At 54.1% G+C, this 26,586-nt stretch carries 29 protein-coding genes and 1 pseudogene; 18 read left to right on the forward strand and 12 right to left on the reverse strand.

What is annotated here, in order from left to right; translation table 11 throughout:
- Positions 1-46 precede the first annotated feature (46 nt).
- Both NR177_RS06580 and NR177_RS06585 read right to left on the reverse strand, forming a co-directional pair.
- The gene (locus NR177_RS06580) at positions 47-586 is read right to left on the reverse strand and encodes a fimbrial protein (RefSeq protein ID WP_096012362.1); all 540 of its coding nucleotides are present in this window, start codon (positions 584-586) and stop codon (positions 47-49) included.
- A 22-nt stretch (positions 587-608) separates the two neighbouring features.
- Complete coding sequence (locus NR177_RS06585; protein ID WP_256852496.1) at positions 609-1,019, reverse strand: hypothetical protein; 411 nt, start codon at positions 1,017-1,019, stop codon at positions 609-611.
- 1,020 nt (positions 1,020-2,039) lie between these two features.
- On the opposite strand from NR177_RS06585, the gene NR177_RS06590 reads away from it, so the two are divergent.
- The 5 genes from NR177_RS06590 to NR177_RS06610 all read left to right on the forward strand — a co-directional run bounded on the left by NR177_RS06590 (position 2,040) and on the right by NR177_RS06610 (position 7,346).
- Positions 2,040-2,303 (forward strand): hypothetical protein, encoded by a 264-nt coding sequence (locus NR177_RS06590; protein WP_063879129.1) that lies wholly within the window; start codon positions 2,040-2,042, stop codon positions 2,301-2,303.
- A 113-nt stretch (positions 2,304-2,416) separates the two neighbouring features.
- Positions 2,417-3,622: an FAD-dependent oxidoreductase gene (locus NR177_RS06595; RefSeq protein ID WP_256852497.1), complete on the forward strand. Its 1,206-nt coding sequence runs from the start codon at positions 2,417-2,419 to the stop codon at positions 3,620-3,622.
- 449 nt (positions 3,623-4,071) lie between these two features.
- Positions 4,072-5,346, forward strand: coding sequence for a nucleoside permease (locus tag NR177_RS06600; protein ID WP_109716102.1), 1,275 nt, complete (start codon positions 4,072-4,074; stop codon positions 5,344-5,346).
- Between the two features lie 10 nt (positions 5,347-5,356).
- On the forward strand, positions 5,357-6,373 hold the full coding sequence (locus NR177_RS06605; RefSeq protein WP_256852498.1) for an ADP-ribosylglycohydrolase family protein: 1,017 nt from the start codon (positions 5,357-5,359) through the stop codon (positions 6,371-6,373).
- Positions 6,366-7,346, forward strand: a complete 981-nt coding sequence (locus NR177_RS06610; RefSeq protein ID WP_256852499.1) for a PfkB family carbohydrate kinase — start codon at positions 6,366-6,368, stop codon at positions 7,344-7,346. Before NR177_RS06605 ends, NR177_RS06610 begins: the two co-directional genes overlap by 8 nt.
- On the opposite strand, the gene NR177_RS06615 is transcribed toward NR177_RS06610, so the two are convergent.
- Entirely contained in the window at positions 7,333-8,076 is a 744-nt protein-coding gene (locus NR177_RS06615) for a GntR family transcriptional regulator (RefSeq protein WP_096012368.1), read from the reverse strand. The two genes, NR177_RS06610 and NR177_RS06615, sit on opposite strands and share 14 nt — an antisense overlap.
- A gap of 98 nt (positions 8,077-8,174) precedes the next feature.
- Here NR177_RS06615 and NR177_RS06620 point away from each other — a divergent pair.
- Positions 8,175-9,369, forward strand: a pseudogene (locus tag NR177_RS06620) (MFS transporter).
- A 36-nt stretch (positions 9,370-9,405) separates the two neighbouring features.
- Here the strand turns inward: NR177_RS06620 and NR177_RS06625 are convergent.
- The 3 genes from NR177_RS06625 to NR177_RS06635 all read right to left on the reverse strand — a co-directional run bounded on the left by NR177_RS06625 (position 9,406) and on the right by NR177_RS06635 (position 10,843).
- Positions 9,406-9,654: a YqjD family protein gene (locus NR177_RS06625; protein ID WP_096012370.1), complete on the reverse strand. Its 249-nt coding sequence runs from the start codon at positions 9,652-9,654 to the stop codon at positions 9,406-9,408.
- Positions 9,655-9,881: 227 nt separating this feature from the next.
- Complete coding sequence (locus tag NR177_RS06630) at positions 9,882-10,448, reverse strand: hypothetical protein (RefSeq protein WP_096012371.1); 567 nt, start codon at positions 10,446-10,448, stop codon at positions 9,882-9,884.
- 65 nt (positions 10,449-10,513) lie between these two features.
- On the reverse strand, positions 10,514-10,843 hold the full coding sequence (locus NR177_RS06635; protein ID WP_063879138.1) for a hypothetical protein: 330 nt from the start codon (positions 10,841-10,843) through the stop codon (positions 10,514-10,516).
- A 208-nt stretch (positions 10,844-11,051) separates the two neighbouring features.
- Between NR177_RS06635 and NR177_RS06640 the strand changes: the two genes are divergently transcribed.
- The 3 genes from NR177_RS06640 to NR177_RS06650 all read left to right on the forward strand — a co-directional run bounded on the left by NR177_RS06640 (position 11,052) and on the right by NR177_RS06650 (position 12,237).
- Positions 11,052-11,231 (forward strand): hypothetical protein, encoded by a 180-nt coding sequence (locus tag NR177_RS06640; RefSeq protein ID WP_063879139.1) that lies wholly within the window; start codon positions 11,052-11,054, stop codon positions 11,229-11,231.
- Between the two features lie 186 nt (positions 11,232-11,417).
- On the forward strand, positions 11,418-11,801 hold the full coding sequence (locus NR177_RS06645; protein ID WP_063879140.1) for a hypothetical protein: 384 nt from the start codon (positions 11,418-11,420) through the stop codon (positions 11,799-11,801).
- Positions 11,802-11,823: 22 nt separating this feature from the next.
- Entirely contained in the window at positions 11,824-12,237 is a 414-nt protein-coding gene (locus NR177_RS06650; protein WP_256852500.1) for a GNAT family N-acetyltransferase, read from the forward strand.
- Here NR177_RS06650 and NR177_RS06655 read toward each other — a convergent pair whose 3' ends face one another.
- Together NR177_RS06655 and ldcA are read right to left on the reverse strand one after the other, a co-directional pair.
- Positions 12,238-12,897 (reverse strand): MBL fold metallo-hydrolase, encoded by a 660-nt coding sequence (locus tag NR177_RS06655; protein WP_256852501.1) that lies wholly within the window; start codon positions 12,895-12,897, stop codon positions 12,238-12,240. It abuts the gene before it with no gap.
- Positions 12,898-12,919: 22 nt separating this feature from the next.
- Positions 12,920-13,843, reverse strand: coding sequence for a muramoyltetrapeptide carboxypeptidase (gene ldcA, locus NR177_RS06660; protein WP_145394744.1), 924 nt, complete (start codon positions 13,841-13,843; stop codon positions 12,920-12,922).
- 155 nt (positions 13,844-13,998) lie between these two features.
- Here ldcA and emtA point away from each other — a divergent pair, with 155 nt between their 5' ends.
- Positions 13,999-14,631 carry a membrane-bound lytic murein transglycosylase EmtA gene (gene emtA / locus NR177_RS06665; protein ID WP_096012376.1) on the forward strand — a complete coding sequence of 211 codons (633 nt, stop codon included), beginning with the start codon at positions 13,999-14,001 and terminating at the stop codon, positions 14,629-14,631.
- Positions 14,632-14,680: 49 nt separating this feature from the next.
- Here the strand turns inward: emtA and NR177_RS06670 are convergent, their stop codons facing one another.
- A complete protein-coding gene (locus tag NR177_RS06670) occupies positions 14,681-15,628 on the reverse strand; it encodes a sugar-binding transcriptional regulator (RefSeq protein ID WP_145394742.1) in 948 nt (315 codons plus the stop codon).
- 299 nt (positions 15,629-15,927) lie between these two features.
- Here NR177_RS06670 and NR177_RS06675 point away from each other — a divergent pair, with 299 nt between their 5' ends.
- The 3 genes from NR177_RS06675 to NR177_RS06685 are packed head-to-tail and all read left to right on the forward strand — an operon-like array spanning position 15,928 to position 19,185.
- Positions 15,928-16,758, forward strand: a complete 831-nt coding sequence (locus NR177_RS06675; RefSeq protein WP_109716107.1) for a transketolase — start codon at positions 15,928-15,930, stop codon at positions 16,756-16,758.
- Entirely contained in the window at positions 16,751-17,695 is a 945-nt protein-coding gene (locus NR177_RS06680) for a transketolase family protein (RefSeq protein WP_256852502.1), read from the forward strand. The genes NR177_RS06675 and NR177_RS06680 overlap by 8 nt, the downstream gene beginning before the upstream one ends.
- 2 nt (positions 17,696-17,697) lie before the next feature.
- Positions 17,698-19,185, forward strand: coding sequence for an FGGY family carbohydrate kinase (locus NR177_RS06685; protein ID WP_256852503.1), 1,488 nt, complete (start codon positions 17,698-17,700; stop codon positions 19,183-19,185).
- A 48-nt stretch (positions 19,186-19,233) separates the two neighbouring features.
- On the opposite strand, the gene NR177_RS06690 is transcribed toward NR177_RS06685, so the two are convergent.
- Positions 19,234-20,367 (reverse strand): mechanosensitive ion channel family protein, encoded by a 1,134-nt coding sequence (locus NR177_RS06690; RefSeq protein ID WP_063879148.1) that lies wholly within the window; start codon positions 20,365-20,367, stop codon positions 19,234-19,236.
- A gap of 97 nt (positions 20,368-20,464) precedes the next feature.
- Positions 20,465-21,199: a flagellar brake protein gene (locus tag NR177_RS06695; protein ID WP_096012378.1), complete on the reverse strand. Its 735-nt coding sequence runs from the start codon at positions 21,197-21,199 to the stop codon at positions 20,465-20,467.
- A 209-nt stretch (positions 21,200-21,408) separates the two neighbouring features.
- On the opposite strand from NR177_RS06695, the gene NR177_RS06700 reads away from it, so the two are divergent.
- Positions 21,409-21,657 (forward strand): GlsB/YeaQ/YmgE family stress response membrane protein, encoded by a 249-nt coding sequence (locus NR177_RS06700; protein WP_063879150.1) that lies wholly within the window; start codon positions 21,409-21,411, stop codon positions 21,655-21,657.
- A 76-nt stretch (positions 21,658-21,733) separates the two neighbouring features.
- Here NR177_RS06700 and treA read toward each other — a convergent pair whose 3' ends face one another.
- A complete protein-coding gene (gene treA, locus NR177_RS06705) occupies positions 21,734-23,419 on the reverse strand; it encodes an alpha,alpha-trehalase TreA (RefSeq protein ID WP_109716110.1) in 1,686 nt (561 codons plus the stop codon).
- Between the two features lie 212 nt (positions 23,420-23,631).
- On the opposite strand from treA, the gene ghrA reads away from it, so the two are divergent.
- From ghrA to NR177_RS06725, 4 genes are all read left to right on the forward strand, one after another.
- On the forward strand, positions 23,632-24,573 hold the full coding sequence (gene ghrA, locus NR177_RS06710; RefSeq protein WP_096012380.1) for a glyoxylate/hydroxypyruvate reductase GhrA: 942 nt from the start codon (positions 23,632-23,634) through the stop codon (positions 24,571-24,573).
- Between the two features lie 38 nt (positions 24,574-24,611).
- Entirely contained in the window at positions 24,612-25,349 is a 738-nt protein-coding gene (locus NR177_RS06715) for a phosphatase (protein ID WP_145394728.1), read from the forward strand.
- Positions 25,350-25,750: 401 nt separating this feature from the next.
- Positions 25,751-26,383, forward strand: a complete 633-nt coding sequence (locus NR177_RS06720) for a hypothetical protein (RefSeq protein ID WP_256852504.1) — start codon at positions 25,751-25,753, stop codon at positions 26,381-26,383.
- Positions 26,358-26,561 (forward strand): hypothetical protein, encoded by a 204-nt coding sequence (locus NR177_RS06725; RefSeq protein WP_109716113.1) that lies wholly within the window; start codon positions 26,358-26,360, stop codon positions 26,559-26,561. Before NR177_RS06720 ends, NR177_RS06725 begins: the two co-directional genes overlap by 26 nt.
- Positions 26,562-26,586 lie beyond the last annotated feature (25 nt).

Consider the following 26,586-nt stretch of genomic DNA (forward strand, 5'->3'; position numbering starts at 1 on the left):
ATAGTTTATGGTGCACGCCAGACAACTGACGTGCACCGGATCAGTATTACTGGTAAGTCACCGCATATTGAAGTGAAGCACTAACGGTACCCGCCGTTGCTACGTCGGTCGCCAGATACTGCGCGGCATAGGTAGCCGATTTTTCGGTTTCGCCGGAGCTCAGGGTTAAATCACCATCACCGATATAGGTACTGGTTAAATTAATCTCTGCACCGGTGGGGTCCAGTAACTGAATTTCGACGTTTTCAGCATTACCACTGTTTTTCAGATTACCGGTGTCGCTCACGTTGTTACCAATAAATACGGTGGATACACGCGTTGAATTAGTCGAGCCGGTACAGCCACTGATAGCGACGGAGAAGTCCGTTTTGCCCGCGACTTTTCCGCTTGCATCCAGTTCGTTCACGCCCACTGTCGGCATCAACACCAGCGGTGCACTGTTATTACCATTCACGTTGACTGAGCAAGTTTCATCGCTCACTTCACCCTGAAAGTTAATGGTGTTATCAGAATTCGCGAATGCTTGTCCTGATACCAGCGTCGCACTGATTAACAGGGATAAGGCCATAGCTTTGGTTTTTAACATGAGGTATTTTCCTTTTACATTTTTAACTGGAGAACAACTGATTCAGGCTGCTTCCCGTCTTCCTACGAACCGAATCTTTGATGCAGTAAATTTTTTTAACGCTAAGCTCCATTTTTTTTGATATTTCACTCAGAGAAAATCCGTGATTGACCAGATCAAGAAACTTAACCTCATCAGTGGTTAACGGATTAATCCCTTTTTTTTCACCTCCTTTTAAACCGTAGTAACATGCGTTAATTGATTTTTTAATATCGACGATGGCTGTTCCTGGGTAAATGACCGTATTAATACTTTTATCCTGTTTTTTCCAGAAAGCAGCTAAGGATGCCAGTCTGCGGTCGCAAACCAGGATGATAATTAAACTCTGTGATTTCAAATAATCCAGCCAGTTATGACTGGTAAAAAAGCGTATGTTGTGTGTTGAAAAATCCACAAATATACAACCTTTAGTAAATAAGCTTTCATATCGACCAGAAACGACGGAAAGAATGCCATTAATTAAGTAGTAGTTCCGCGCTGGCCAAATAACCACTTTTTGTATCGGGCACCGTTTAATTTCTTCTGTTAGCTCATTGGCTAATTCACATCGGTAGCGACAACTAAAGCAATATATACTTTCTCTCGTAATCCTTCTCATAAGCTTGTTTTGCTGCTCGTTAAGGAAGGTGAGATAAACATAGCATTATTAAACCTTCTAATTCAACGCGTTGGGCGATTGCATGGCGCAATGGACATGGAATAATCCTAAAGTGTTATGTTTCATTTATTTTTAACGCAAAAATGAAATTTATCCCACAACAGTGCCATTTATTGTGAACTTAAAAAGACAGTATACTTTTTATGAATTCAGATAATTTCATCCTCCCCAGGATTTTTCTATTAATATTAAGGATGCGATCAATAAAATTATCGCACTTTAAGATAAAAACGGTCCATTGATTAAATTTTTGTAAAAACAACATATCAATAACAGGTGGCGTTAATGTGTTGTTAATTCCTGTGAGGCTAAAGATGAATTATGATCATAATATTAATGGTGTATTTTAAATATGATAGCAATATGTTGCTTGCTTAATTTTTACGCAATGATGCACGAGATAGTCAACGCGATTTGATCTTTGTGTGTTCACTTACAATTCAATGAAATTTATTTAATCTTTTTGACAATGTTGTCATTTATCGAGATGTCATTTGATCGCTAAATGTAAGAGCTAAACGCCATTTTTTTCAGGTTAACAACAATAAGTTATCAATTTTGATGGAGGTCGAACGAGTGAATAACATAATAAGACGCACTTACCCAGCAGCTTCGTAACTATTGTGATAATTGCTCAGCTAAAATGTTATAGCTGTGCATCTGCCTCTGATAAGGGATGTTCTGATAACCGCTGTCTATCACAATCAACAATGATAACAATTTGCTACCCGGTTCCATCAGGGTAATCATGGAGGTATGACGACATATCGCATTAAAGTGGGTTACCACAACCCTTCAGCACTGACGTTCATGCAACTGGATGAGCAGCTTGCTGATCACGCGTTTTACAGCGCACGCGCCGACGCGGACAGCGGCGGCTTCCGCTATTTTCAGGAGTATGAATACCAGTCCGATTCTGCCGACTATTGTTCGGTGTGCTCCATGGCATACCATCACGCCTGTAAGGTCAGAAAATGCCCGCTGGTGCTGGTTGAAATAAAAGAAGATCACCCCGGCTGACAGCGTCAGCGCGCGGTTTCTGGCAGCGACCTGTGCAATATCCCTGTACTCCCTCGGTACTTAAATCATCCGTGCTGGCCTACACTGACAACGTACATTTTAAGGGGTAAGCCATGTCATCTACTGAACACATTATGTCTGACTGCTGTATTGTCGGCGGCGGCCCGGCCGGTCTGATGCTGGGTTATTTACTGGCGCGTGCCGGTTTGCAGGTTGTGGTGATCGAGAAGCATGCCGACTTTCTCCGCGACTTCCGTGGTGACACTATTCACCCTTCCACCCTTGAGGTGATGCACCATCTGGGTCTGCTGGATGACCTGCTGAAACTGCCTCACCAGCGCGCAGAAAAGCTGCAGGCAGAAATGGGCGGCCAGGAGGTGACGATGGCCGATTTTTCGCGCCTGCCGCTCCAGTGTCGTTTTATCGCGTTCATGCCACAGTGGGATTTCCTGAATTTCATGGCGGAACGCAGCGCACAGTTTCCCGGCTTTACCCTGTTGAAATCCACGACCTTAAAGCAGCTGCTAACAGAAGAGGGTGAGGTAAGCGGTGTTGTCGCGTCACAGGCAGGCCAGCCGGTTGAGATCCGTACCCGTCTGGTGATTGGTGCTGACGGTCGTAACTCTAACGTACGTGCCCAGGCCGGCCTGGTGAGTCAGCATTTTGGCTCGCCGCGTGATGTGGTGTGGTTTCGTCTGGACAAAAAGTCTGACGATCCCCAGTCAGGCATGGGCCATACCGGGCCGCGCAACAACTTTATCGTCATCGACAGGGGCGATTACTGGCAGTGCGGGCTGACCATCGAGAAAGGGCAGTTTGATGCGCTCCAGGCCGAGGGGCTTGAGGCGATGAAACACAAGATTGCCAGCGTGTCTCCCTTTCGTCCTTCGCGCCTGGCGGAAATTGACAACTGGGATCAATTCAAACTGCTGTCTATCCGGATCGACAGGCTCAACCAGTGGGCGAAGCCGGGCGTGCTCTGTATTGGTGATGCGGCTCATGCCATGTCTCCGATTGGTGGCGTTGGCGTTAATCTTGCTATCCAGGATGCCGTTGCCACGGCGAACCTGCTGACCCTGCCGTTGTTAAAGGGAAAGATCACGTTAAGGGATCTGGAAAAAGTGCAGAAGCGTCGCCAGTTTCCCACCGTTGCAACGCAGTTCCTGCAAATCAAAATGAGCAGTAAAAAGAAACCGGGCAGTGAGGGCAAAAGTAAAATGCCTGACATCATCCGTAAGTATCCCTTTCTGCGCTTTATTTTTGGCCGACTCATCGGGATGGGATTCCGTATGGAAAAGCCACGCAGATTTCACAACTGAAGGTGTGTTGATTCTGGGATGCGGCGCTGTCGTGGATGACGGCGCTTTACCGCACCCGGTGCTTCCCTGGAGCCTGACAAGTCCCGCCATCAGCCTGAAGCCAGGCGTGGGCTGGGCTTTATGTGAAATGTTTACGGCCCACAGCCCACAGCCCAAAGCCTACTGCTTACCACTCATCGCCCATCGTTTTAGCGTTTATACTGCTAATCGCACCATACTCACGGATAACCGCTTTGGCCCGCGCGCCGCTTGCGTCCTGATGCAACAAAGCCCGTTGACGGAATCAGCCGTCATGTTTCGCCTCACCCAGAGGGCGTCTTTAACAGCGTATAAGGTCGCCAACGGCAGGAAAGATAGTGCGATGTAGCTCAAAATTTCAGCTAAAGGTATTATAAAGGTTATGTACGTGGTGTTAGATTGGCCTTACCAACACCAGGGAACACACTATAATGAAAACGAAAACGGCCAGCCTGTCATTTATGATGTTTGTGGAATGGTTTATCTGGGGCGCGTGGTTTGTCCCGCTCTGGGCCTTTCTCAGCAAAAATGGTTTCACGCCCGTCGAAATTGCGTGGTGCTATGCCTGTACCTCCCTTGCCGCCATCCTGTCACCGATTCTGGTGGGTTCCCTGGCAGACCGTTTCTTTCAGGCGCAGAAGGTGCTGGGCGTGCTGATGATCGTGGGTGCAGGGCTGATGTATTTCGCGGCGCAGCAAACGCACTTCAGTGGTTTCTTTCCCCTGTTGCTGCTTTATGCGCTGACCTATATGCCCACCATTGCGCTCACTAACAGTATTGCGTTTTCACACGTGGCAGATGTCGAGCGCGATTATCCACGCATCCGCGTGCTGGGTACGCTTGGCTGGATCGCATCCGGTATCGTCTGTGGTTTTCTGCCGTCACTACTGGGCTTTGGCGATATCTCCGCCAGTAATATTCCTTTGCTGATCACCGCCGCCAGCTCACTACTGTTGGGCCTGTTCGCCTTTATGCTGCCCGCCACCCAGCCTAAAAGCACGGGCAAGTTTAGTCTGCGAACGGCGTTGGGACTGGATGCCCTGCATCTGCTGAAAGATCGCAGCTTCCTCGTCTTTTTTGTCTGTTCCTTCCTGTTCAGCATGCCGCTGGCATTTTATTACATCTTTGCGGAAGGATATCTGACCGAGGTCGGCCTGGCCCATGCCACCGGCTGGATGACGCTGGGGCAGATGTCCGAAATTCTGTTTTTACTGGCGCTGCCGTTTTTTATCAAACGCTTTGGGATCGGAAACGTGCTGCTGCTGGGCCTGGTAACGGCCGCGTTGCGCTATCTGTTTTTTGTCTTCGGCAGCGACCAGAACCTGCTCACCTATGGCCTGTTATTTATGGGCATCCTGCTGCACGGTGTCAGCTATGACTTCTACTTTATTACCGCCTACATCTACGTCGATAAAAAATCCCCGGTCAGCATGCGTAATGCAGCGCAGGGATTAATTACCCTGGCCTGTCAGGGGATAGGCAGCCTGCTGGGCTATCGTCTGGGCGGTTACCTGATGCAGGAGATGTTTGCCTATAGTCAGCCGCGCAACGGCCTGACGTTCAACTGGGCTGGGATGTGGCTGTTTGGTTGCGTGATGATCGTCTTGATCACCGTGGCATTTATTCTGCTGTTTCGCGATGCCAAAAAGCGCAGCGATGAGCTCAACGTGGTTGATCCTGCCGCCGTGACGGAAAGCCAAAAATAAGGAAGAAAAAATGATTACCCCACAACAACGGATTACCGGCGCGTTTTATGGTCAGGCACTTGGCGATGCCATGGGCATGCCGTCAGAGCTGTGGCCGCGTAGCCGCGTGAAACAGCACTTTGGCTGGATAGATCGCTTTTTGCCCGGCCCGGCGGAGAACAACGCAGCCTGCTATTTTGGCCGCGCCGAATTCACCGACGATACCTCCATGGCGCTGGCGCTGGCAGATGCCATCATCAGCCACGATGGCGAGATCGTCGCTGAAACGATTGGGATGAATATCCTGCGCTGGGCGGAAGGGTTTGATGCTTTTAATAAAAATGTATTGGGGCCAACCTCAAAAATTGCCCTGCGTGCCTTACAGGCCGGTCAGCCGATTAGCACGCTGGAAAATAACGGCCTGACGAATGGTGCGGCCATGCGTATTTCTCCGCTGGGCTGCCTGTTGCCCGCGCGTGATTTAGAGGGTTTTATTGATGCGGTCGCGCTGGCATCCAGCCCAACGCACAAGGCCGATGTGGCGATTGCCGGGGCGACCGTGATTGCCTGGGCTGTTTCACGTGCCGTGGAGGGCGCAGGCTGGGGGCAAATACGTGACGCACTGCCCGCCGTTGCCCGGGCGGCGCAGGAACGACAGATAACCACCTTTAGTGCGTCGATGGCCGCGCGTCTGGAACTGGCGTTTTCGGTGGTTGAGCAGGGACGCGGTATTGAATCCACTATGGATCAAATCTATGCGCTGGTGGGAACGGGCACCAGCACCATCGAGTCGGTGCCCGCCGCCATTGCCATGGTTGAGCTGGCAAAGACCGATCCCAATCGCTGTGCCATTCTTTGCGCGAACCTTGGCGGAGATACGGACACCATTGGTGCAATGGCCGTTGCTATCTGTGGCGCGCTTAACGGTATCGACGCTATCGATCCCGCGTTGAGGCAGCAGCTGGACAGCGTCAATCAACTGGACTTCGAAGCGTACAGCCGTGCGTTTACTGCTTTTCGCCAGAAGCGGGAGGCAGCATATGCTTGATCCGCGCAGCGTAGCGACATTACATAATAAGGCCGCAATCTGTGTACTGGGCGCGGCCGTCGTGGATGTCATCGCGCACACCGAACAGCTTCCCCAGCGCGGCGGTGACAGCGAGCTTCAGCAGCAAAGCCTGAGCGTAGGTGGCTGCGCGCTGAACGTGGCGCTGGCCCTGCACCGGCTGGGGCTGGATGCCGTAAACGCGTTACCGCTGGGCCAGGGCATCTGGGCCGATCAGGTGCGGAAAAAACTGGCGTCCTGTGGCCTGACCAGCGTCACGGAAACCCGTAAGGGCGACAACGGTTGGTGCCTGGCGCTGGTCGAACCCGACGGTGAGCGGACGTTTCTGTCGATGGCCGGGGTGGAAAACCAGTGGGATGAGGCGATGCTGGCGTCTGTCCCCCTTCAAGAGGACGGTTGGCTGTATGTGTCGGGTTATCAACTCAGCGGTAAAAATGCAGAAATCCTGGTGCCGTGGCTGGAGGAAGTGGCGAACAGGCAACGGCTGCTGATCGATTTTGGCCCGCGTCTGCCGCATATCAGCCAGCATCACTGGCAGCGGCTGATGGCGCTGCAGCCCGTGATTACTCTTAACCGACAGGAAGCGGAACACGTCTGGCACCAGCGTTTAGCGATACCTGAGCGTTTTAGTGCGCAGGCGTTGATCGCCCGGTGGTCTGACTATTTTTCCAGCCCGCTGGTGGTGCGGCTGGACAGTGAAGGTGCCGGGTTCAGCCATCACGGACAGCATGGCTGGCGAGCGGCATTCAAAACAACCGTGGTCGATTCCATCGGTGCCGGCGACAGCCATACTGCGGGCTTACTGGCCGCGCTGGCATCTGACTGGCCACTTGAAAACGCCGTGGCGCTGGGCAACGCGGTCGCATCCTTTGTGGTGTCGCAGCGTGGCGGCGACACCGCCCCCGATCGGGCAGCCCTGATCCACCACTGGCAGCAGTGCCTTACTCGGCAATAAACACGTACATATCACTGCGGCAGTAGCTGATGCTGTATTCCAGTGGGCGCTCATGTGCATCCAGCGCCAGCTGCTTAATCACCAGTACCGGGATCAGCTCGGGCAGGGCGATCAGGCGCTGTAATTCAGCATCCGGCATCTGCGCGCTGACGCGGCTTTGCGTTTTTACCGGCTGAATCTGGTGGCGGCGAAAGTAGTCGTACAGCGAAATGCCGATGTCGCTGGCATCGTTAATTAATTCGCACGGCACCCAGGAGGTTTCCACCGACACGGCCTGCTGATCGACATAACGCAGCCGCTTCAGCAAATACACCTCGCTGCCCGGCGGCAACTGCAACTTTTGTGCGATCGCATGTTCACAGCGGATGCGATGCTTTTGCAGCCATTCCGTGTCGGGCTTTTTACCGCGCAAGACCACCTGTTGTGAAAACCCTTGTGGCTCTTTCAGCGAGTATTCCAGTGCGCTACAAATCTGCGTGCCATAGCCACGCGAGCGGTGAACGATCCCTTCCTGAGCAAGCGCATCCATCGCCTTACGCACCGTGATGCGTGAAATACCCAGTTGTTGAGAAAAGTCGCGTTCGCTGGGCAGCACCTCTTCATTACGCAGCAATCCGTCGCGCACGGCATCTTTAATGACCTGCGTAAAACGTTTATAGAGCGGAGTATTGCTCTCGGCGCTGAGCACGCGGCTCAGGTGGCTGAAAAGGGCGTGATGTTGTGATGTCATTATTCTCGTCTGGGATACATAACCTTATCTGCTGGAATTCTATACTATCTCTCTTATCACCGTACTGGTTTTGCAGACGGCAACGTGAGGAGAGTCAAATGGAAACCGCTTCACCCCAGGTAAAGCAACACCGACGCGCACTGGTTGCGGGTTCAGTGGGCAACTTTATTGAATGGTATGAGTTCGCCATTTATGGCTTTCTCGCCACGCTGATTGCCCAGAACTTTTTTCAGTTACAGGGCGAGTCGGCGCTGAGCGGTCTGATTCTGACCTGGGCCTCATTTGCAGTCGCGTTTTTCTTTCGGCCACTGGGCGCGCTGGTGTTTGGTCGAATTGGCGATCGTATCGGTCGTAAACCCACGCTGATTATGGTGCTGGTACTGATGACGCTGGCGACCACGGCCATCGGCCTCGTGCCCACCTATGCCTCGGTGGGCATTGCGGCACCGCTGATGCTGACCGGGATGCGCATCCTGCAGGGGCTTTTTGCCGGGGGCGAATACGGCGGCGCGGTGTCTCTGATGACCGAGTTTGCGCCGCGCGGCAAGCGCGGCCTGTATGGCGCATGGCAGTCGCTGACCGTCGCACTCGGCCTGCTGGCAGGGATCGGGCTGGTGGCGCTGCTGTCGTATACGCTCAGTCCGCCAGCCATGCTGGCCTGGGGCTGGCGGATTCCCTTTATCCTGGCGTTGCCGCTGGGAATGGTCGCGCTCTGGTTGCGGCTGGCCATGGACGAAACGCCGGGCTTTGTGCGCCAGCAACAGCAGCAGGTCGTTCACGCGGATCGGGGACAAACATTAAAAAGCATTCTGCTGGCGATTGCGCGCGTGATGCTGTGGTCAGCGGCGGGTTATACCTGCCTGGTAATTATGCCAACCTATCTGCAGTCTGCGCTGCACACCGGGCAGCATCAGGCGTTGCTGATTGCCGTGATCTCTAATCTGGGATTCGCGGTCACCATTATTCCGGCGGGCATGTTGAGTGACAGAGTGGGGCGACGTCGGGTGATGGTGGTGGCCAGTGTGCTGTTACTGATATCAGCGATGCCGTTGCTGAAGGTGCTGCAGGCGGAAACGGCCACGCTATACAGCAAAGCGCTGGTGGTATTTATGGCTGTCGTATTCACTCTCGAATGCCGTTTTTTCAGGCTGTGCCGGGCTGATTATTACCGGGTTGATTAAGCAGACGGGAAATCTGGATATTCCGGCGTGGTATATGATGGCGACCGCGCTGATCTCTATACCGGCACTAATGACGTTGAATAAAGACGATCATCTGCGGGATCTGGCGTGAGGGTAAAACGGGAGCAAGCGCTCCCGTTTTTGATACTTATTTGCGGCTCAGCAGGAAGCCAAGCACCACGCCAACACCGGCGGCCACGGCCAGACCCGCAAACGGGTTAGACTGTACCTGATCTTTGATGCAATCAGCGGCATCACGAGCGGCGTAGGATGCCTGGTTGGTGTAGCGGCGAGCTGCACCACGGGCACGATGACGCGGGGAGTCGGTAAACTCACCCCATTGTTGCTCTGCGGCACCGGCGACTTCTTTTACTGCATCTTCAATTTTTCCTGACATGCTTCATCTCCTTGGTTATCACAGTCACTTAAAGCGTAGCAAACCTTTGCCGTCGTGCTGCTCCAGGGCGCATTAATCTTCTGCTGAGTGCGCGATGACCAGATGAAAACACCGGTCGCAAGGGGCCTTTTTTACCCCACAAGGCGCTCAGGCAGGGGCATGAAGCGGGAAAGCGCGATGACCAACGCCGCGCGAATCGGGGAGGAGAAAAATCATTACCAGCTGTTTCATTCCACGAGACGATGGGGGGACGCGATGTGTTTGGGATACCAGCTCACCAGAAAGTGACGGAGATGGTCAAAGCACCATTCCGCATCATCAGACTGCGGGCAGTAATACTGAATGGTGATTTTTTCGTAGCGGCGCTGGCGTTGCTGCAGCGGTGACCAGCCCCAGTCAAGCACGGATCGGGCATAGTTAACCAGAGCATCCTCTGCCAGCGCATGCTGTTGCGCCTGTTCTTTCAGGTAGGCATAAAACGCGGCTTCCAGCTGCAGCGCCTCATCATGGGGATGGCCAGGCAATTCGGGACGAAAGGCAACATCGATAAAACCGCACACGGCGTTTTCCTGCTGCTGCCAGTCGCAGGCCAGCGTCATAAATAACCCGTCCTGAAGATTCACCTCTTCGACCAGGCGCTGCAGGTTAGCAGAATGGCGAAGCACAAGAATTTCTTCCAGGCGTTCCGTCTCCAGCGTTAAATCGATGCCGCACGGGTTCAGGGTGCCGTCTTCATTGCGGGTCGCAGGGAAGGGGAAATCGATATAGCCGTTGTTATCCAGACGCTTTTCCATGTGAAGGATGACCTGTCGCTTGACGTTTCCTGACACTATATCATCCCGTGACAGGAATCACCCCTTTACGGGCAGGTCCAGGTGATCAGGGTGTCCTGATAAGGATTGATCAACCGGAACTGTTTATCCGACAGACGTTGCGCGTAGTAACCTTCGCGCGTCACGGCGGAAGGAATGTACTGAAAGCGATCCTGCGACTGCAGCGGGCCGCTCTGCACGCTGGCGCCGTCACGACTGACGCGAAAGGATGTCACCAGATCGAAAATAGTGCCCTGGGTCTGGCCCAGCGACTGCCCGTAAAGGGTGCTGACTTCGCCCGGACAGTCCACGCCTTTCGGCGACGATGAGCAGCCCGTGAGCAGTGCCATAAAAATGAAAACCAGCGATCGCAACATATCCTGTTCCTGCCCGAGTCCATGAAAGCGGTGAACGATTCTATCGTGTAACGCCACAAATAACATGATCATAGCAGTTCTGCTACACAGGCTGATTTGCGCTTTGTTCAATCGTTAAGCAACAGAAATGCAAAAGATGACTTTGAGGTCGAATAAACGTTATTCTTGCCATCTTTGCGTATCGCTTAAGCAAATTCAGGGATAAATGATGAAAGAAGAAGAAGCCAGCCTGATGATTATTCGCCACGCCATCGAAGCACTGGATGCAGAAAAAAGGCAGCAGGTGATTGCCTGTGCATCTGACATTCGCGACGTCATGAGCAGCTTCGACAGCGAAGAGGCCGGTCTGGCGTTGATGCTGGTCGCGGCTGAAGTTGCGGCAGAATAGGGCATTGGTGGCCTGACAGCTACCCTGCCGCCGGTTCCGTTTTTCGTTGTTCAAAGCGCATCTGAACGCATAGCCCTCCGCTATGCCCGACCCACAGCGGTAATCTTTCCGCTCTTTCTTCGCCTGGCTTTGTCTGTGGTAAACTCCTCTGACAGTGTGGAATCACCTATTCAGCGGAGGAATCAGATGAAAGCAGCCCGTCTTGCCCTGTGCCTGTTGGCCTGTTACAGCGCGTCAGCGTGGAGCGAAAGCGAATTCCAGCTTCATTGTCCCGGACGACCCACCATGACCATTTCACGGGCGGAATATGGCCTGAGTACCCTTTCCTGGCCTCAACAGCATTTCCAGATTGCGGCGGGACAGCTGCACACCCGTATTAATGGGGGCGATAATGTTGCCATTACGCGCTTTCGCAATGGCGACCAGCTTATCGTCAACAAAAGCAACCTCGACACCTTCTTCGTTTACCATGACAGCGACAAGCTGGTGCCATGCAGCCGCAGCGCGATGCGTGATGTGGACGCCCTGAGCCTGGAACGTTATGACGACAGGCAGCGTAACGACTCTTGATCCGCCGCGATAAGGAAGGCGAATGCAGATTACCGTTACTGACAAAGTGACCAGTAAAGATCTGGATGAACTCCGGCTGGGCCTGAATGCCCATAACAGCAAGTTTTATGATGCGGCGTTAATTCAACCGCTGGGGCTGTTTATCTACGATCCGCAGGGAAAGAAGCTGGCAGGACTGACCGGTACCACGACCGGTAACTGGCTACGTATCGATTTACTCTGGGTCAGTCATACGCTTCGTGGGCAGGGCACCGGCAGCCGTCTGGTGTTGGCGGCCGAGCAGGAAGCGCGCCAGCGAGGATGCCGTTTTGCCCAGGTGGATACCGGCAGTTTTCAGGCGCGGCCGTTTTATGAAAAGTTGGGTTACGGCGTCCGTTTAACGCTCGACCAGTATATCCGTCATCATCAGCGTCACTATCTGACCAAAGTCCTGTAATTACAGCAGCACCTGCTGGCGTAGATCCAGCGGTTGCAACTCTGCTTCATCGATAGCAGCCAGCCAGCCGGGCAGGGTCACTTTCTGCCAGGACAGGTGACCGCGTGTGGTGCTCATCAGCACCACATCCGGTCGCAGGGTGCGGTAAAGCTCCAGCGAAGCGGCTAATTCGGCAGGATTACTCTCGGGCACCAGCACAGTGACCCAGCGGTCATGATGACGCGTCAGCGTATCGCCAACAAATAAGTAGGTCAGACCAACAGGTGAATGGTAAAGGTAGCTGCAACTGCCCGGCGTATGACCAGGCGTCGGCAACAGATGAAAATCACCGAAATGGGTTTCCTGCTGAGTAAAGGTGTCGTCCGGCTCCACAAAACGGCTAATCTGCCCCAGTGAGCGGCTGTGACAATAGAGCGCGCTGTTAAAGCGCTGCTGAATGCGCGCCGCGCCGGGCGCGGATTCGTGCCAGTGGGTCAGATAATGCCGGATCACACCGTTATCATCGGCCAGTACCTCATGATCCAGCGGGTTTTCAACCCGGCCAATCAGTAAATTGCCGCGCGGATGACGCAGTAAAAAACCATGCATCATTATGTCTTCGGTATCTTCTTCCGGGAATTCCGGCGTTGAGATCCACAAATCGTCATACAGCGGCTTCAATGTCGATCTCCTGCAACTTCAGCTATGTGTGCAATACGGGATGTCCGCTTGCCTGTAATGCCACCTGACCCTGATTCACCTGCAACGTTGCCGTGGCACCCAAAGGTAACGTGACGGTATCCGGACCGTGACCGAAGTCCAGATCGCTGATGACCGGCAGACCGCTAATGTCACGAATGCGCTGCCAGACCGTGGAAAAATCAAATCCGTTGTCGTACTCAGACAGGGCGGTGCTGGTGAAACTGCCGGTAATAATCGCCTGCTGCCGGGCCAGAATGCCGCACTGATGTAACTGAAGCAGCATGCGTTCAATGCGGAACGGATGCTCGTTAACATCTTCAATTACCAGAATGCCGTTCTCAATCTGCGGCATCCACGGTGTGCCAATCAACGAGCTGATCATCGCCAGATTCCCGCCCCACAGCGTCCCCTGCCAGCGACCCTGATCGGGCGTCGTGCTCTGCCAGGCCACCTTGACTGTAGGTGATGTCAGCGCATGCCAAAAGTGCTGCAGCGTAAATTCGGATAAAACCTCAGCGCCAAAATTGCCCGCCAGCATCGGTCCACTGAAGCTGATGACGCCAGCATGTTGCAGCAGGGCTAACTGGAGTACGGTGAAATCGCTGTGCCCACAGAGCGCCAGCGGCTGCTGCGCAAAACGGCGCTTCAGGCCCGCATAGTCCACCGACGGCAGCAGGCGAGTCGCGCCATAGCCGCCGCGCACCGCCAGCACAATATCGGGTAAGGTCGCTAAATCAGCCAGTTCATTAATATCGCCCAGTCGCTCATCGTCGGTGCCGGCAAAGCGCTGAAAACGACGCGCGATAACGGCGTCATTGTCGACGCGATGTCCTTCCGCACGCAGGCGTTCCACCCCGAGCAGGGCAGCGGGCTGATTATGACAATAGCCTGAAGGGGCAATAAGACGAATAGAACGTGACGTCATAGTAAATTCCTGAAATTAGTCAGTGACAGACATCACGATAATGGCGAAAAACCGCAAATATGTCATCAGACTGCTGTAATTAGGATAAACGGTAATTTTGCAATTCTGCCGGCTCGGTATGATAGCTTCCGCCACTTCTGCGACGAGATAAAAAATTGCTTAAAATTCGCTACTTTGTCATTTCAGCCTTGCTGCTGACGGGCTGTGCCAGTGAACCGCCGCATACCTACGTTAAAGAGAAGAATACGCCGTTAACTCAGGCCGCGCCTTCACGCATCAGCGGAACCTGGTCACTCTTTACCGAAACGGCCGCCAACCAGTATGGTGTGGACGAAAAACTGATCAGCGCCATTATTAATGTGGAGTCCGGTGGAAACCCGGGCGTGGTCAGTCGTTCCAATGCGGTGGGATTAATGCAGATCAAAGCGTCGACCGCAGGCCGGGAAGTGTACCGCACCCAGGGCCGTCACGGTCAGCCAAGCAACGCAGAGCTGCGCGATCCGGCCAGAAATATTGATATTGGTACTGCCTACATCAAAATTCTGCAGCAGTCTGCGCTTTCAGGGATTCGCGATCCTCTCACGCTGCGTTACGCCACCATCGTTTCCTATGCTAATGGCGCCGGTGCCTTACTGCGCACTTTCTCCAGCAATCGTGACCGGGCAATCGCCATGATTAATTCTATGACGCCGGACGAGTTTTATCAGCACGTGCAAAATAAACATCCTGCCGCCCAGGCACCCCGTTACTTGTGGAAAGTCACCACGGCTTACCGCGCAAACAGCTGATCCCGTGTTTTCTCCTCACCTTCCTTTCCGGCAGGTGAGGAGAGAACCGTTAAGCTGTCAGAAGCCTTGCGGTAGGGTAATCCACGATAAGCACATTCACATAGCCGCCACGCAGCGCCCCGCGAATCGCCTGCGCCTTCTCTTGACCGCCCGCCAGCGCCACAACCTGCGCACACTGTCGGACCTGTTCCAGTTCCATACCAATTACCGGATCTTCATCGGCATCCAGTACAGGCTGACCTTGCTCATCGAAGTAGTGGAGACAAATATCGCCGACTGCCCCGCGCCCGGCCAGGGTACGTAACATGGTCGCATCGTAATAGTTACCCGAATTACGCAGCAGCGCAGAGGGTTCAAGATCACCAATCCCGACAATGGCTAAATCCACCTCATTAAATTTATTCAGCACCTCGGCGACGTCCGCATTGGCGGCCAGCCGCTGGCGGTCTGTCACTGAGTGCTCAATCGACTGAGAGGGCAGCAGCCAGGCCGGGCAATTCAGCAGTGCAGCAAGGTTTTGCGTCAGTATCGTGGCCTGCACGTTTCCGTTGGCGCCCACGCCGCCCAGCAACTGAATCACGCCTTTACATGAGGTATTAAGGGGATGCAAGGCGTCCACCATACAGCGAATGGTGCCGCTCCATGAGGAGATGCCAATGAGTTCATCCGCGCGCACCCGGGTTTCCAGATAGTGGGCCGCCGCCGAACCAATCGCCTGTTTGATCTCTCCGGCGGAGGCGTGTTCAGGCACGTCCACCACGATGGCCTGCGGCAGTTGATAACGTTGCTCCAGGGCTTTTTCCAGTTCCGGAAAGACATTGGCAGGGGGAACGACGCTGATTTTAACCACGCCTTCTTTCACGCTGCGGTTCAGGATGCGCGACACAAACGATTGAGACAGCTTCAGTAACTGTGCAATGTCGGACTGCTTCTTGCCTTCGACATAGTAAAGCGTGGCAATTTTTACCATGAGCCGCTGTTCATCCTGTTTCGCCATCAGTGTTTCCTCTCGTGTCCTGGCCGTCATTGTTAACCACTCGCGTGAAAATCACAATCCACGGCAATTTGTGATCCTTTTCGCTTTTTATCACTTCATCCGTAGACGTGACTGACCGCAAAGCGCATAGTGGCAATGAATATAAAATCATTATTGAATATATATTCATAAAGGGAAAGGATATTCACCTGACAGCTCCGATCGCGCTGATCGGTGCATGTGTTCGCTGTCAGCGATGGGCGTTTTGCGCCCAGTCTGAATATATATTCTGTGTCGACTTAAAATTCAAAAGGTGAGATATGAATCCTTTTACGCTTTCAGTAGATGAGCTTGAAAAACGGGCGCGGTCGGTGCGCCGTCGCATTATTCAGCTTAATGCCGGCAGCCCGGCAGGCGGCCATACCGGGGCCGACCTGTCGCAGGTGGAGATCCTGACCGCGCTCTACTTCCGCATCCTTAACTGCGCACCAGACCGTATGAAAGATGACGAGCGTGATATCTACATTCAGTCAAAAGGGCACGCGGTAGGCGGGTATTACTGCGTGCTGGCGGAGGCCGGTTATTTTCCACTGGACTGGCTGGCAACCTATCAACAGGCGAATTCGGCGCTACCGGGACACCCGGTGCGGCAAAAAACGCCCGGCGTGGAGCTCAACACCGGTGCGCTGGGACATGGATTGCCCGTGGCAGTGGGCATTGCGCTGGCGGCGAAGAAGAGCAACAGTCGGCGGCGTATTTTTGTCGTCACCGGCGATGGCGAGCTGGCAGAAGGCAGTAACTGGGAAGCCGCGCTGGTCGCTGCCCATTACGGGCTGGATAACCTGATTGTAATTAACGACAAAAACAAGCTACAGCTGGCGGGATCGACACGTGACATTATGAATACCGACCCGCTGGCAGAGAAATGGCGCGCCTTTGGCCTGGCGGTCAGTGAATGCAACGGCAATGACATGGCGTCGGTGGTCAGCGCCCTGGAACAGCCAGCGGTAAAGGGCAAGCCGCAGGTGATTATCGCGCACACGGAAAAAGGTTTTGGCATCTCCTTTATTCAGGGCAAAGCTGAATGGCACCACCGGGTGCCCAAGGGGGAAGAAATCGACCGGGCACTGGAGGAGTTAAACGATGAGTAATGCACAACATCTGGCTGAGGTGATGGTAGAGGCACTGATGGCGGCCGTTGAACGCGGTATCGATGTGGTTCCTGTGGTAGCTGACTCCACTTCAACGGCCAAAATTGCGCCGTTCATCAAGGCCTTTCCCGGCCGGTTAGTCAACGTAGGTATCGCCGAGCAGGCGCTGGTGGGCACGGCTGCCGGTCTGGCGCTGGGCGGAAAAGTGGCCGTGACCTGCAACGCCGCGCCGTTTCTGATCTCGCGCGCCAACGAACAGGTGAAAATCGACGTCTGTTATAACAATACCAACGTCAAGCTGTTTGGGCTGAATGCGGGGACCAGCTATGGCCCACTTGCCAGCACGCACCACAGCATTGACGATATCGCCATCCTGCGCGGGTTTGGCAATATTGAAATTTACGCGCCTTCCTGTCCGGTGGAGTGCCGCCAAATCATCGACTATGCCCTTGATCACGTTGGGCCGGTTTACATCCGGCTGGATGGAAAAGCATTGCCGCAGTTGCACGATGAGGATTACCGCTTTGAACCCGGCAAAATCGATGTGCTGCGCGAAGGCCATGACATCGCCCTTGTTGCCATGGGCTCGACGGTACATGAAGCCGTTACCGCAGCAGAGCAACTGAAAACGCAGGGCGTTTCTGCCGCGGTGATCGCCGTGCCTTCCATTCGTCCCTGTGATACTCAGCAGTTACATGATCTGCTGAGCCACTATCGTGCGGTGATTACGGTTGAAGAGCATAACGTGAATGGCGGCGTGGGCAGCCTGGTTGCAGAGGTACTGGCTGAAAATGGTTTAGCGGTCAGGCTGCTGCGCCTGGGCATTGCCGATGGGGAGTACGCCATTGCCGGCGATCGCGCCTCAACCCGAGCCTGTCATGGCATTGACGCCAGCAGCGTAGCGGCCCAGGCGTTGCGCCTCTGCACAGGAGGCTGACGATGCATGAGCCGGTGATTCTTGCTATCGATGAAGGTACCACCAACGCTAAAGCGGTGGCGGTGGATCGGCAGGGAAAGGTGGTGGCGCGGGGCAGTCAGGGCCTGACGCTGCTGCACCCGCAGCCCGGCCTGGCCGAGCAGGACCCAATGGCTATCTGGCAGGCGGTCAGGCAGGCGATAACCGACTGCCTGGCCCAGTGCGCCGGATCGCCGGTAGCGGCGATCGCCCTCAGTAATCAGCGCGAATCCGTTTTGATCTGGCAGCGCCGCGACGGCGTGCCGTTAACCCCACTGGTAAGCTGGCAGGACCGACGCTCGGAAGCGTTTTGCCGCGATCTTCATCTGTCAGGTTGCGCCGCGACGATTACCGCCTTGACCGGGCTGGCGGTCGATCCCATGTTTCCTGCCGCCAAGCTGACCGGCATGCTGGCGTCCTTGCCTGATGGCTTCGCCAGAGCAGCGGCGGGCGAATTATGCATTGGCACAGTGGACAGCTGGCTGACCTGGCAACTGACGGCAGGAGAATGCTTCGTCACCGACCATGCGAATGCGGCACGCACGCAGCTTTACAGCCTGCATAGCAACGACTGGGATGATGAACTGTTGTCCCTGTTCAGCCTGCCGCGCGCCGCGCTGCCACAGATTAGCGCGTCAGCCGGTCATGCAGGCGTCGTCGCCTTAACCGATATTGCCGGTCTGACGCCAGGCACCCCAATTCTGGCACGTATTGGCGACTCTCACGCGGCGCTCTATGCCCAGCGGCGTGGCGAGGCCGAAGTGGTCAAGGCAACCTATGGCACCGGCTCCTCGCTCATGATGTCAATGGCAACGCCGATTCTGACCGACAATGGCCTCAGCACTACCGTGGCGTGGCACGACGGGCAACCGCGCTTTGCGTTTGAAGGCAATATTACCCACACCGGCTCAGGCGCGGCCTGGCTGGGAAAAATGCTGGGTGTGACGGACCCACAGCAGTTAACGGCGTTGGCAGAAAGCTGTGATGATAATCAGGGCTGCTATTTTGTCCCGGCACTGTCCGGACTGGGCGCGCCCTGGTGGGATTTAAAAGCCCGCGGTATGCTCTGTGGTCTCACCGATGCGGCGACCCCGGCAGTGCTGGCGCGGGTGGCGCTGGAGTCGATTACCTGGCAAATTGCCGATGTCTTTTTCGCCATGGAAAAGGCGAGCGGTGAGCCGCTGCCTGCGCTGTGCGTCGACGGCAGTGCGACACAAAACCGCTGGCTGATGCAGTTTCAGGCTGACGTTCTGCAGCGTCCGCTGCATTGCGCGCCCACCGCTGAAGCGTCGGCGCTGGGGGCGGCACTGCTGGCAGGTAAACAGTTGGGATGGTGGCAGCAGGGCGGTGATATGCAGGCATTACAGGGCGGTAACGTCGTGATGCCGCGCACGCAGCTGGCGCAGAAAATGCAGGACAGCTATCAGGGCTGGCTTCAGGCCGTCGCCCGCTGTCGTTATCAGCCTGGGTAAGGGCGGAAGATCGGGCAGCGTGCCGCGATCCTCCGTTCGTCCCGGCGCTTAACGATTCGCGCGGCGTAGCTGGGCCGCATCGTCATCGGGAACCGGCTTGAGATCGACCGGCGGCAAACTGCCCCCGCTGAATTCGACCTGACGGATAGGGAAGGCAAAGCGTACATTGCGTTCTTCGAGTGCCGCCATCAGCTGCAGGTTGATTTCCTGCTGAATATCCATGTACTGGTTGTAGTCGGCACTCAACACAAAATAGACCACTTCGAACGTCAGCTTTGAATCATCAAACGCCAGAAAATGCGCGCGGTCGAAGCGCGTCATCTCGATGCCCTGAATGATGGTTTTCACCAGCTCGCTGATCTCGCGCACCTGCTCAGAAGAGGTGGCATAGCTGATACCAAACTTAAACACGATGCGGCGTTGCTGCATGCGCTTGTAGTTATGGATCGTTTGCTGCAGAAGAATGGTATTTGAACAGACAATCTGTTCGCCGCTCAGGCTGCGTAGTCGCGTGGTTTTCAGGCCAATGTGTTCGATCGTCCCGGCGATGTCGCCAAACACAATAAAATCACCGTGTTCAAAAGGCTTATCGAAACCAATCGCCAGCGAGGCAAATACGTCACTCAGTACCGTCTGAATCGCCAGGGCAATAGCAATACCGCCCACGCCCAGACTGGCAACCAGCGCCGTAATGTCGATGCCCATGTTCGACAAAATGGCCAACAGCATCATCACCCACACCAGCATGCGCAGCAAAATCCCCAGAATCACGGTGGTGACAGGGTTGCGCACATGCAGCGGATCGCGCAGCAGGCTTTTTAACCACAGACGAATACCGCCGTCGATCCACAGGGTGATCTGCACAATCAAGGCCAGAAACCAGCTGTGAGAGATCGTGGCGCGCCAGGCATCGGGTAAATCGATAAAGCGCAGGGCAATGAGCAGGGAAAAAATCAGCAGCAGCAACTGGCTGGTGCTGCGTAAGATCTCGACCAGAATGCCGGTAAAACGGACGTGGCGTGCTTCGCTGTAGTGGGCAATACGGTTAGAGGTAAAACGAATCAGGCTGCGCAGCAACCAGTAAATGACCAGGGTGGCAACGATGACGACAGCGCTGTTGATCCAGAGCGTTTGATTGAAAAAAATTGACTGAAAATGACGCGAATTGAGCCAGTTTTCCATTGGGGATGTTCTCCTTGCTGGTTCCGGTTAAACGAGAAAGCAAGGGAAAGCATAGCCTGGATGCGCCGCCGGTGTGCGGCGCAGGGTGAATCGCGGGTTACTGGAAGCGTTGTGCTTTGTCGCGCGCCTGGCGCTCTAAGGCAAAAATAATTTGCTGTAACTGCCGTTCCTGATGGGGTTCAAGCGCGGTAAAACGGAAACTCAGGCGAGGGGTTACTTTCGTCTCATTTTTATTGGTAATAATGCTGCGCTCGCCAATGTGCATCAGCTTAGCGCTGACGTTGAACTGACCGAATTCACCCAGTTCGACCTGCAGGCTGCTAAAATCATCCCCGCTTTTTAGCCCTTCCGGCATCGCCTCTTCGACCAGCACGCCAATCCCGCCCAGGGACAGATCTTGCAAGCGCAGGCGAGCCGGCGAGCCGTCAGGCCACTGGCAATGACACCAAAACTCCGGGTCCATCGGGGCGCTGATACGGAAAAATTCCCGACGCTGGATTTGCCAAAGGACGTCCGGCAGGGCGGCCTGAAAAGCAGGCAGTCCCTCAAAGTCGGTTTTTTCCAGTGTTCCAAGGGCGAATTCAATTTTGGCACCGTGGGTTTCGGCAAAAATCGTGATTTCATTGCAGTGCAGCGCGTAGTCGTTATCCAGGTTATTGCTCCCCAGATCAAAAACGATACGTGTTTCATCGGCAGCGAGCATACGGCTAATAAACTGCCCGCGTGAAAAATTCACCAGCAAAGGTGTTTGTAACTGAAGCAGGTCCTTCATCACGCCAAGCACGGCCAGCGTGCCACGTTTCAGGTACTGTTCTTTATCGGTTTCTTTCACTTGCTGGCTCCAGATGAGCAACGCTTTTTCATGTAATTATCCTGTTACTACCCGTACGTTATCGGCGGAGAATAATAAAGCTTTAACACAATAACCACTATCATTAGCTGCTTGCGCTACATTTTTAAAAAACATGTCTATACTATGCGCAGTGAACCGCTTGATTAATCAGGCGATCGCCATTGACTAACAAAAGGAAGGAGTAACGGATGGGTATTATTTCATGGATCATCTTTGGTTTAATCGCCGGTATCCTGGCGAAGTGGATCATGCCAGGTAAAGATGGTGGTGGCTTCATCATTACCGTGATTCTGGGTATTATCGGTGCCGTAGTCGGTGGTTGGATCAGTACCTTCTTCGGCTTTGGCCGTGTGGACGGGTTCAACTTCGGTAGCTTCGTTGTCGCGGTAATTGGCGCCATCGTTGTGCTGTTTATCTACCGCAAAGTGCGCAGTTAACGCAGAACTTGACGTAAAAAAGGGCCCGCAGGTGACTGCGGGCCCTTTTTTTATCGTGGCGAAGGCCAGCTATCGGTTACTTCGCGTTGCTTTGCGCCTCGGGAATATCGTGTGCGCTGTTACAGGTTTTATCTTTCGGGCAATATTTATCCAGCAGTTTCAGGGTGACGCCGTTGGTCCAGCCAAAGCCATCCTGTAACGGATATTCACCGCCGCCGCCACCACCCAGGTTCGCACCCTCCACCACATATTTTTCGACCAGCTTATGTTCCTTGTCATAGGTCAGCTGTACGTTACGCAGGAAACGTAAGCCCACCTGCTGTGCAAGCTGGGGCTTTTTATAGTGCTCCAGGCCTTCTACCGCAACCCACTGCAGCGGAGCCCAGCCATTAGGCGCATCCCACTGTTGACCGTTGTTCACCGTGGTGGTCACCAGACCGCCCGGTTTCAGCAGCTGTTTTTCCACTGCGCTGGCGGTGCTGTCAGCCTGTTTATCACTGGCGATCTGCATATAGAGCGGAAACAGCGTGGCAGCGGTAAGCTGTGGATGGATCTGGCGTTTCTTCCAGTCATAGTCGGCGTACCAGCCTTGCTTGCTATCCCACAGGTAACGGTTGATCGCCGCCTGACGTTTTTCTGCCCGGTCAGCAAAAAACCTCGCCCGATCGTCCTGCTTGTTCAGGCGGTAAGCGGTGGACAGGGTTTTTTCCAGATGGAACATCAGGCTGTTGAGATCCACCGGTGCCAGCTGTGTCGTGCGGATAGTGGAAAGATTGTGCGCGTCGGTAAACCAGCGTGAACTGAAGTCCCAGCCCGAGGCGGCACCGGCACGCAGTTCGCGGTACATCTCTGCCTTATTACGCTGCGGGGCTTTATTCGCCGTCGTAATATCATCCATCCAGGATTCCGTGCGCGGAACGTCGCGCGCATCCCAGTAGCGATTTAACAGCGTGCCGTCGGCCAGCTTGATCACCCGTTTGCTGGCATTGCCTGCCGCAACGCTGTCGCTGTCTGCCATCCAGTAGTCGTACTCTTTTTGCAACTGGGGCAAATAGCGTGTGTAGGCTTTGTCGCCCTCATGCGTTGCCAGCAGGTCAACCATCAGGCTAAAGAACGGCGGTTGTGATCGGCTCAGGTAGTAAGTCCGGTTGCCATTAGGAATGTGGCCATAGCGATCCAGCAGGGAAGCAAAGTTATCGACCATATCCTGCACTTTGTCCCAGTGGCCGCTTTCTGCCAGGCCCAGCATGGTGAAATAGCTGTCCCAGTAATAGACCTCACGGAAGCGCCCGCCCGGCACCACATAAGGTTTAGGCAGCGACAGCAGCGAGTCATATTTTCCCACGCTGTTGGTGGTACGCGTTAACACCGGCCACAGGCCATTAATATGGTCGCGCAGGTTCTGGCCTGCTGGTGGCACGTATTTATCGCCATCGGTGGGCAGGGTGAAATTTGCTGCGACAAAACGTTTTAAATCAAAGCCGCGCTGGCTTTTCTGCATCTGCCAGTCGGCGAGAATTGACGAGGGATCGTACTTAGGTACCGCGTCGGCAAAGGTTTTTTGATCGGGGTAGAATTTTGCCTGTTGCACGGCATTAAACAGCGGTCCTAAACGGACATCCGGCGGCTGCGGTTGCGTGTTCAGTAATCGGGAATCCTCTGCTGCCCAGGTGCTGAATACGCTGGCGCTCAGTAGCACGCTAAGCAGAATGGGTGCATGGCGTTGAGGCCGTTTATTCGTTTTTACCTCAGTGTTCATCATCGGTGTTTCTCCTTGTCCGAAATGCGGCTCTGTGTAACGCATTGACCACCCAACAACTTTAGACCTTAACCGCAATTTTCACCCTTCAGTGCGACGGAAATGTGAAGCGGCAGGAATTATTTATTTGCGGTATGTTAGAAAAAAGATGCTTTTACAGGGCACCGCTTGCCCTTGTGCACATTTATCCGAAGCTGAAATAAAAGGAGAGCAGTATGGAGATCGTCTGGTTTCATCCGTCGCAGAGCGCACCGGACTGGATACATGGCCTGCAGCAACGTTTGCCCCAGGCCCGCGTGCGCCTGTGGGCTCCGGGTGATAACGCCCCGGCAGACTATGCGCTGGTGCGTTCGCCGCCGCCAGAGATGCTGCGCGGCCGCCATGATCTGAAGGGCGTTTTTGCCCTTGGCGCGGGTGTGGATGAGATCTTGCGTCAACTGCAACAGTACCCGGATATGCTGACGGACAACGTTCCGCTCTATCGGCTGGAAGACACCGGCATGGCGCGGCAAATGCAGGAGTACGCGCTGTGTCGCGTATTAGGCTGGTTCCGACGCTTTGACGACTATCAACAGCAGCAGCAGTCGGCGCAGTGGCAGCCTTTACCGTCATATCCGCGTGAAACCTTTCACATCGGCATTTTAGGCGCAGGCGTGCTTGGGCAGCAGGTCGCCGAAAGTCTCAGCGCCCTTGGATTTCCGCTGCGCGTCTGGAGCCGCTCTGCGAAGCAGATCCCCGGCGTGACCAGCTTTGCCGGACCGGCAGCGCGGGATGATTTTTTGCGTGAAACCCGGGTGCTGATCAACCTGCTGCCCAGCACGGCGGAAACGCGCAATTTGATTGATCATAAGCTGTTACAGCAGTTGCCGCAGGGGGCGTTTTTCCTTAACCTCGCCCGTGGGGATCAGGTGGTGGAAGCGGATTTACTCGCCGCCCTTGATAGCGGACAGCTGAAGGGCGCCGCACTGGATGTGTTTCAGACCGAGCCGCTGCCTGCCGATCATCCCTTATGGTTCCATCCGCGCGTAACAATTACGCCTCATAATGCGGCGGTCACGCTGAAAGAAGAAGCGATGGATTTTATTGCCCGTGCCATCGGTCAGCTCGAAGCGGGTGGACATCCTCAGGGCTACGTCGATCGCCAGCGTGGCTATTAATCACTGATGCCTTAACCGGCTTTTTGCAGGAGCAGATAATGTATCCGGTAGATCTCCATATGCACACGGTTGCCAGTACCCACGCCTACAGCACGCTGCATGACTATGTGGCGCAGGCTAAATTAAATGGCCTGAAGCTGTTTGCCATTACCGATCACGGCCCGGACATGGCCGATGCACCGCACTACTGGCATTTCGTCAATATGCGCATCTGGCCTCGGATCATTGATGGCGTGGCGATTCTGCGCGGTATCGAGGCCAATATTAAGAACCAGCAGGGCGAGATTGACTGCTCCGGACCGATGCTGGAATCGCTGGATTTGATTGTCGCGGGCTTTCACGAACCGGTTTATGCCCCGCGCGATCTGACGCAGAATACCGAGGCGATGATTGCCGCGATGGCGGGTGGACTGGTTCACATCATCAGCCATCCCGGCAACCCAAAATATCCCGTCGACATTCCCGCTATCGCCGAAGCTGCCGCGCACTACGATGTGGCGCTGGAGCTCAACAACTCCTCCTTTACCCATTCTCGTCCTGGCAGTGAACCCAACTGTCGGGCGATTGCGGAAGCAGTCGGCAAAGCGGGCGGACGGCTGGCGTTTGGCTCCGATTCCCACACGGCCTTCACCCTCGGCAACTTCGAGCACTGCCTGCGCATCGCCAGAGAAGTGGATTTTCCGGAGGATCGCGTGTTAAATGTCACGCCGCGCCGTCTGCTGGACTTTCTGGCAATGCGAACCGGCAAACCGATCCCGGAATTGGCGGACTTTTAACTTCGCTTCCTCAAGGAATGTTGATGCATGAATGCGTTTTTCATTCTGTGCCGTATTGTTGGATGCTCATTCATGAAGGCATATTCTCGGCGTTAAGTTAACTGAGTTACAGGCTGATTGTTTTTTAGCCGTCCGGCATCTGACGACGCTAAGGTTAAAGAGCCAGCCTGTGACAGATAAAGGAGGGGAATAGCTTTTTTAACGAATATGTAAAGCCGTGGAGAGTGGTGTTTTGAACAAACACTGCAAGGTTACTATCGCGTTTTATCGTTCTCGTGACTTGCTTCCCGTTTAGTTGACACGTTGCCCCGACGATATTGCCAAACCACAATTTACACCGGTTTGAAAACGTTCCGATATATCAGATAAGATTAATCATTGCTCAACTGAAGGTTGAAGATATGGACGCTAAAATGATTGCTCATGGTATATGGGACAGTATTAAGGGAATTCCTCAGAGTGCATATTATGGAGCTAAACGCACCTATATCAGTACGGGTGCTTTAGGCTATGAGCGGCAGCTCAGAAACGAACGTGAGAACGAGCGGTTCTATCAGGTCGTGAAATCACTGGCGAGCAATGAACAACCCTTACGCTGCCTTATCACCACTGTTATCACAGAGTTCTACAACAAACTTGATGAACAGGGGAAAGAGAAGGTTCAAAACCAGTTGGCCTACGGCACGGGACGTATCGGTGGGCGAATTGGCGGCCAGGTGGTTGTGTCTCAGTCAATCGCAATGTTAATCATTAAAAATGCTCGCAGTAGCTACGCATACAAAGCATTGTTTCGCTTCAGCACTTCATTCGCTGTCAGTACCGTTCTCTGGCAGGGACTGATAGAAGATGCCGCTTTAGCCAGCCGTAGAATGGCAAATCACTATAATTCGATGTACTGGAAAGTACAGCCACAAGGGCTTGATATGATTTACTTCGTCGTTGAAGAGCAATTGAAACCCTACCTGGACTTTATCAGCAGCCATCCACAGAGATGTAAAAGGATTAACAATGAAATCTGTAAACTTGCTGGCTAAGCTCTCGGCACACCTTCTTGAAGGGACAATTACAGTAGCGATGAGCTTTATTGCTCTTGCATCTTTGTTTGTGTTCGATAGTCTGGCTTTGAAATTGTGCGGTTTCTTTGGGGCAATTGTGATTGGTTATGGTGCTGCTTATTTTCTTGGTAAAGCGCGGGGAGAGCATAGAGAATGAACAAGCTCGTTGTAGCTTTAGCTCT

Source organism: Pantoea sp. Fr+CA_20, assembly GCF_024520835.1.
GTDB lineage: Bacteria > Pseudomonadota > Gammaproteobacteria > Enterobacterales > Enterobacteriaceae > Pantoea > Pantoea allii.

Bases quoted from the DNA above. Each gene is read 5' to 3' on its own strand.
- NR177_RS06580 (WP_096012362.1), bottom strand. From the start codon at position 586: ATGTTAAAAACCAAAGCTATGGCCTTATCCCTGTTAATCAGTGCGACG.
- NR177_RS06590 (WP_063879129.1), top strand. From the start codon at position 2,040: ATGACGACATATCGCATTAAAGTGGGTTACCACAACCCTTCAGCACTG.
- NR177_RS06595 (WP_256852497.1), top strand. From the start codon at position 2,417: ATGTCATCTACTGAACACATTATGTCTGACTGCTGTATTGTCGGCGGC.
- NR177_RS06600 (WP_109716102.1), top strand. From the start codon at position 4,072: ATGAAAACGAAAACGGCCAGCCTGTCATTTATGATGTTTGTGGAATGG.
- NR177_RS06605 (WP_256852498.1), top strand. From the start codon at position 5,357: ATGATTACCCCACAACAACGGATTACCGGCGCGTTTTATGGTCAGGCA.
- NR177_RS06610 (WP_256852499.1), top strand. From the start codon at position 6,366: ATGCTTGATCCGCGCAGCGTAGCGACATTACATAATAAGGCCGCAATC.
- NR177_RS06615 (WP_096012368.1), bottom strand. From the start codon at position 8,076: ATGACATCACAACATCACGCCCTTTTCAGCCACCTGAGCCGCGTGCTC.
- NR177_RS06625 (WP_096012370.1), bottom strand. From the start codon at position 9,654: ATGTCAGGAAAAATTGAAGATGCAGTAAAAGAAGTCGCCGGTGCCGCA.
- NR177_RS06630 (WP_096012371.1), bottom strand. From the start codon at position 10,448: ATGGAAAAGCGTCTGGATAACAACGGCTATATCGATTTCCCCTTCCCT.
- NR177_RS06635 (WP_063879138.1), bottom strand. From the start codon at position 10,843: ATGTTGCGATCGCTGGTTTTCATTTTTATGGCACTGCTCACGGGCTGC.
- NR177_RS06640 (WP_063879139.1), top strand. From the start codon at position 11,052: ATGAAAGAAGAAGAAGCCAGCCTGATGATTATTCGCCACGCCATCGAA.
- NR177_RS06645 (WP_063879140.1), top strand. From the start codon at position 11,418: ATGAAAGCAGCCCGTCTTGCCCTGTGCCTGTTGGCCTGTTACAGCGCG.
- NR177_RS06650 (WP_256852500.1), top strand. From the start codon at position 11,824: ATGCAGATTACCGTTACTGACAAAGTGACCAGTAAAGATCTGGATGAA.
- ldcA (WP_145394744.1), bottom strand. From the start codon at position 13,843: ATGACGTCACGTTCTATTCGTCTTATTGCCCCTTCAGGCTATTGTCAT.
- NR177_RS06670 (WP_145394742.1), bottom strand. From the start codon at position 15,628: ATGGCGAAACAGGATGAACAGCGGCTCATGGTAAAAATTGCCACGCTT.
- NR177_RS06675 (WP_109716107.1), top strand. From the start codon at position 15,928: ATGAATCCTTTTACGCTTTCAGTAGATGAGCTTGAAAAACGGGCGCGG.
- NR177_RS06680 (WP_256852502.1), top strand. From the start codon at position 16,751: ATGAGTAATGCACAACATCTGGCTGAGGTGATGGTAGAGGCACTGATG.
- NR177_RS06685 (WP_256852503.1), top strand. From the start codon at position 17,698: ATGCATGAGCCGGTGATTCTTGCTATCGATGAAGGTACCACCAACGCT.
- NR177_RS06690 (WP_063879148.1), bottom strand. From the start codon at position 20,367: ATGGAAAACTGGCTCAATTCGCGTCATTTTCAGTCAATTTTTTTCAAT.
- NR177_RS06700 (WP_063879150.1), top strand. From the start codon at position 21,409: ATGGGTATTATTTCATGGATCATCTTTGGTTTAATCGCCGGTATCCTG.
- treA (WP_109716110.1), bottom strand. From the start codon at position 23,419: ATGATGAACACTGAGGTAAAAACGAATAAACGGCCTCAACGCCATGCA.
- ghrA (WP_096012380.1), top strand. From the start codon at position 23,632: ATGGAGATCGTCTGGTTTCATCCGTCGCAGAGCGCACCGGACTGGATA.
- NR177_RS06715 (WP_145394728.1), top strand. From the start codon at position 24,612: ATGTATCCGGTAGATCTCCATATGCACACGGTTGCCAGTACCCACGCC.
- NR177_RS06720 (WP_256852504.1), top strand. From the start codon at position 25,751: ATGGACGCTAAAATGATTGCTCATGGTATATGGGACAGTATTAAGGGA.
- NR177_RS06725 (WP_109716113.1), top strand. From the start codon at position 26,358: ATGAAATCTGTAAACTTGCTGGCTAAGCTCTCGGCACACCTTCTTGAA.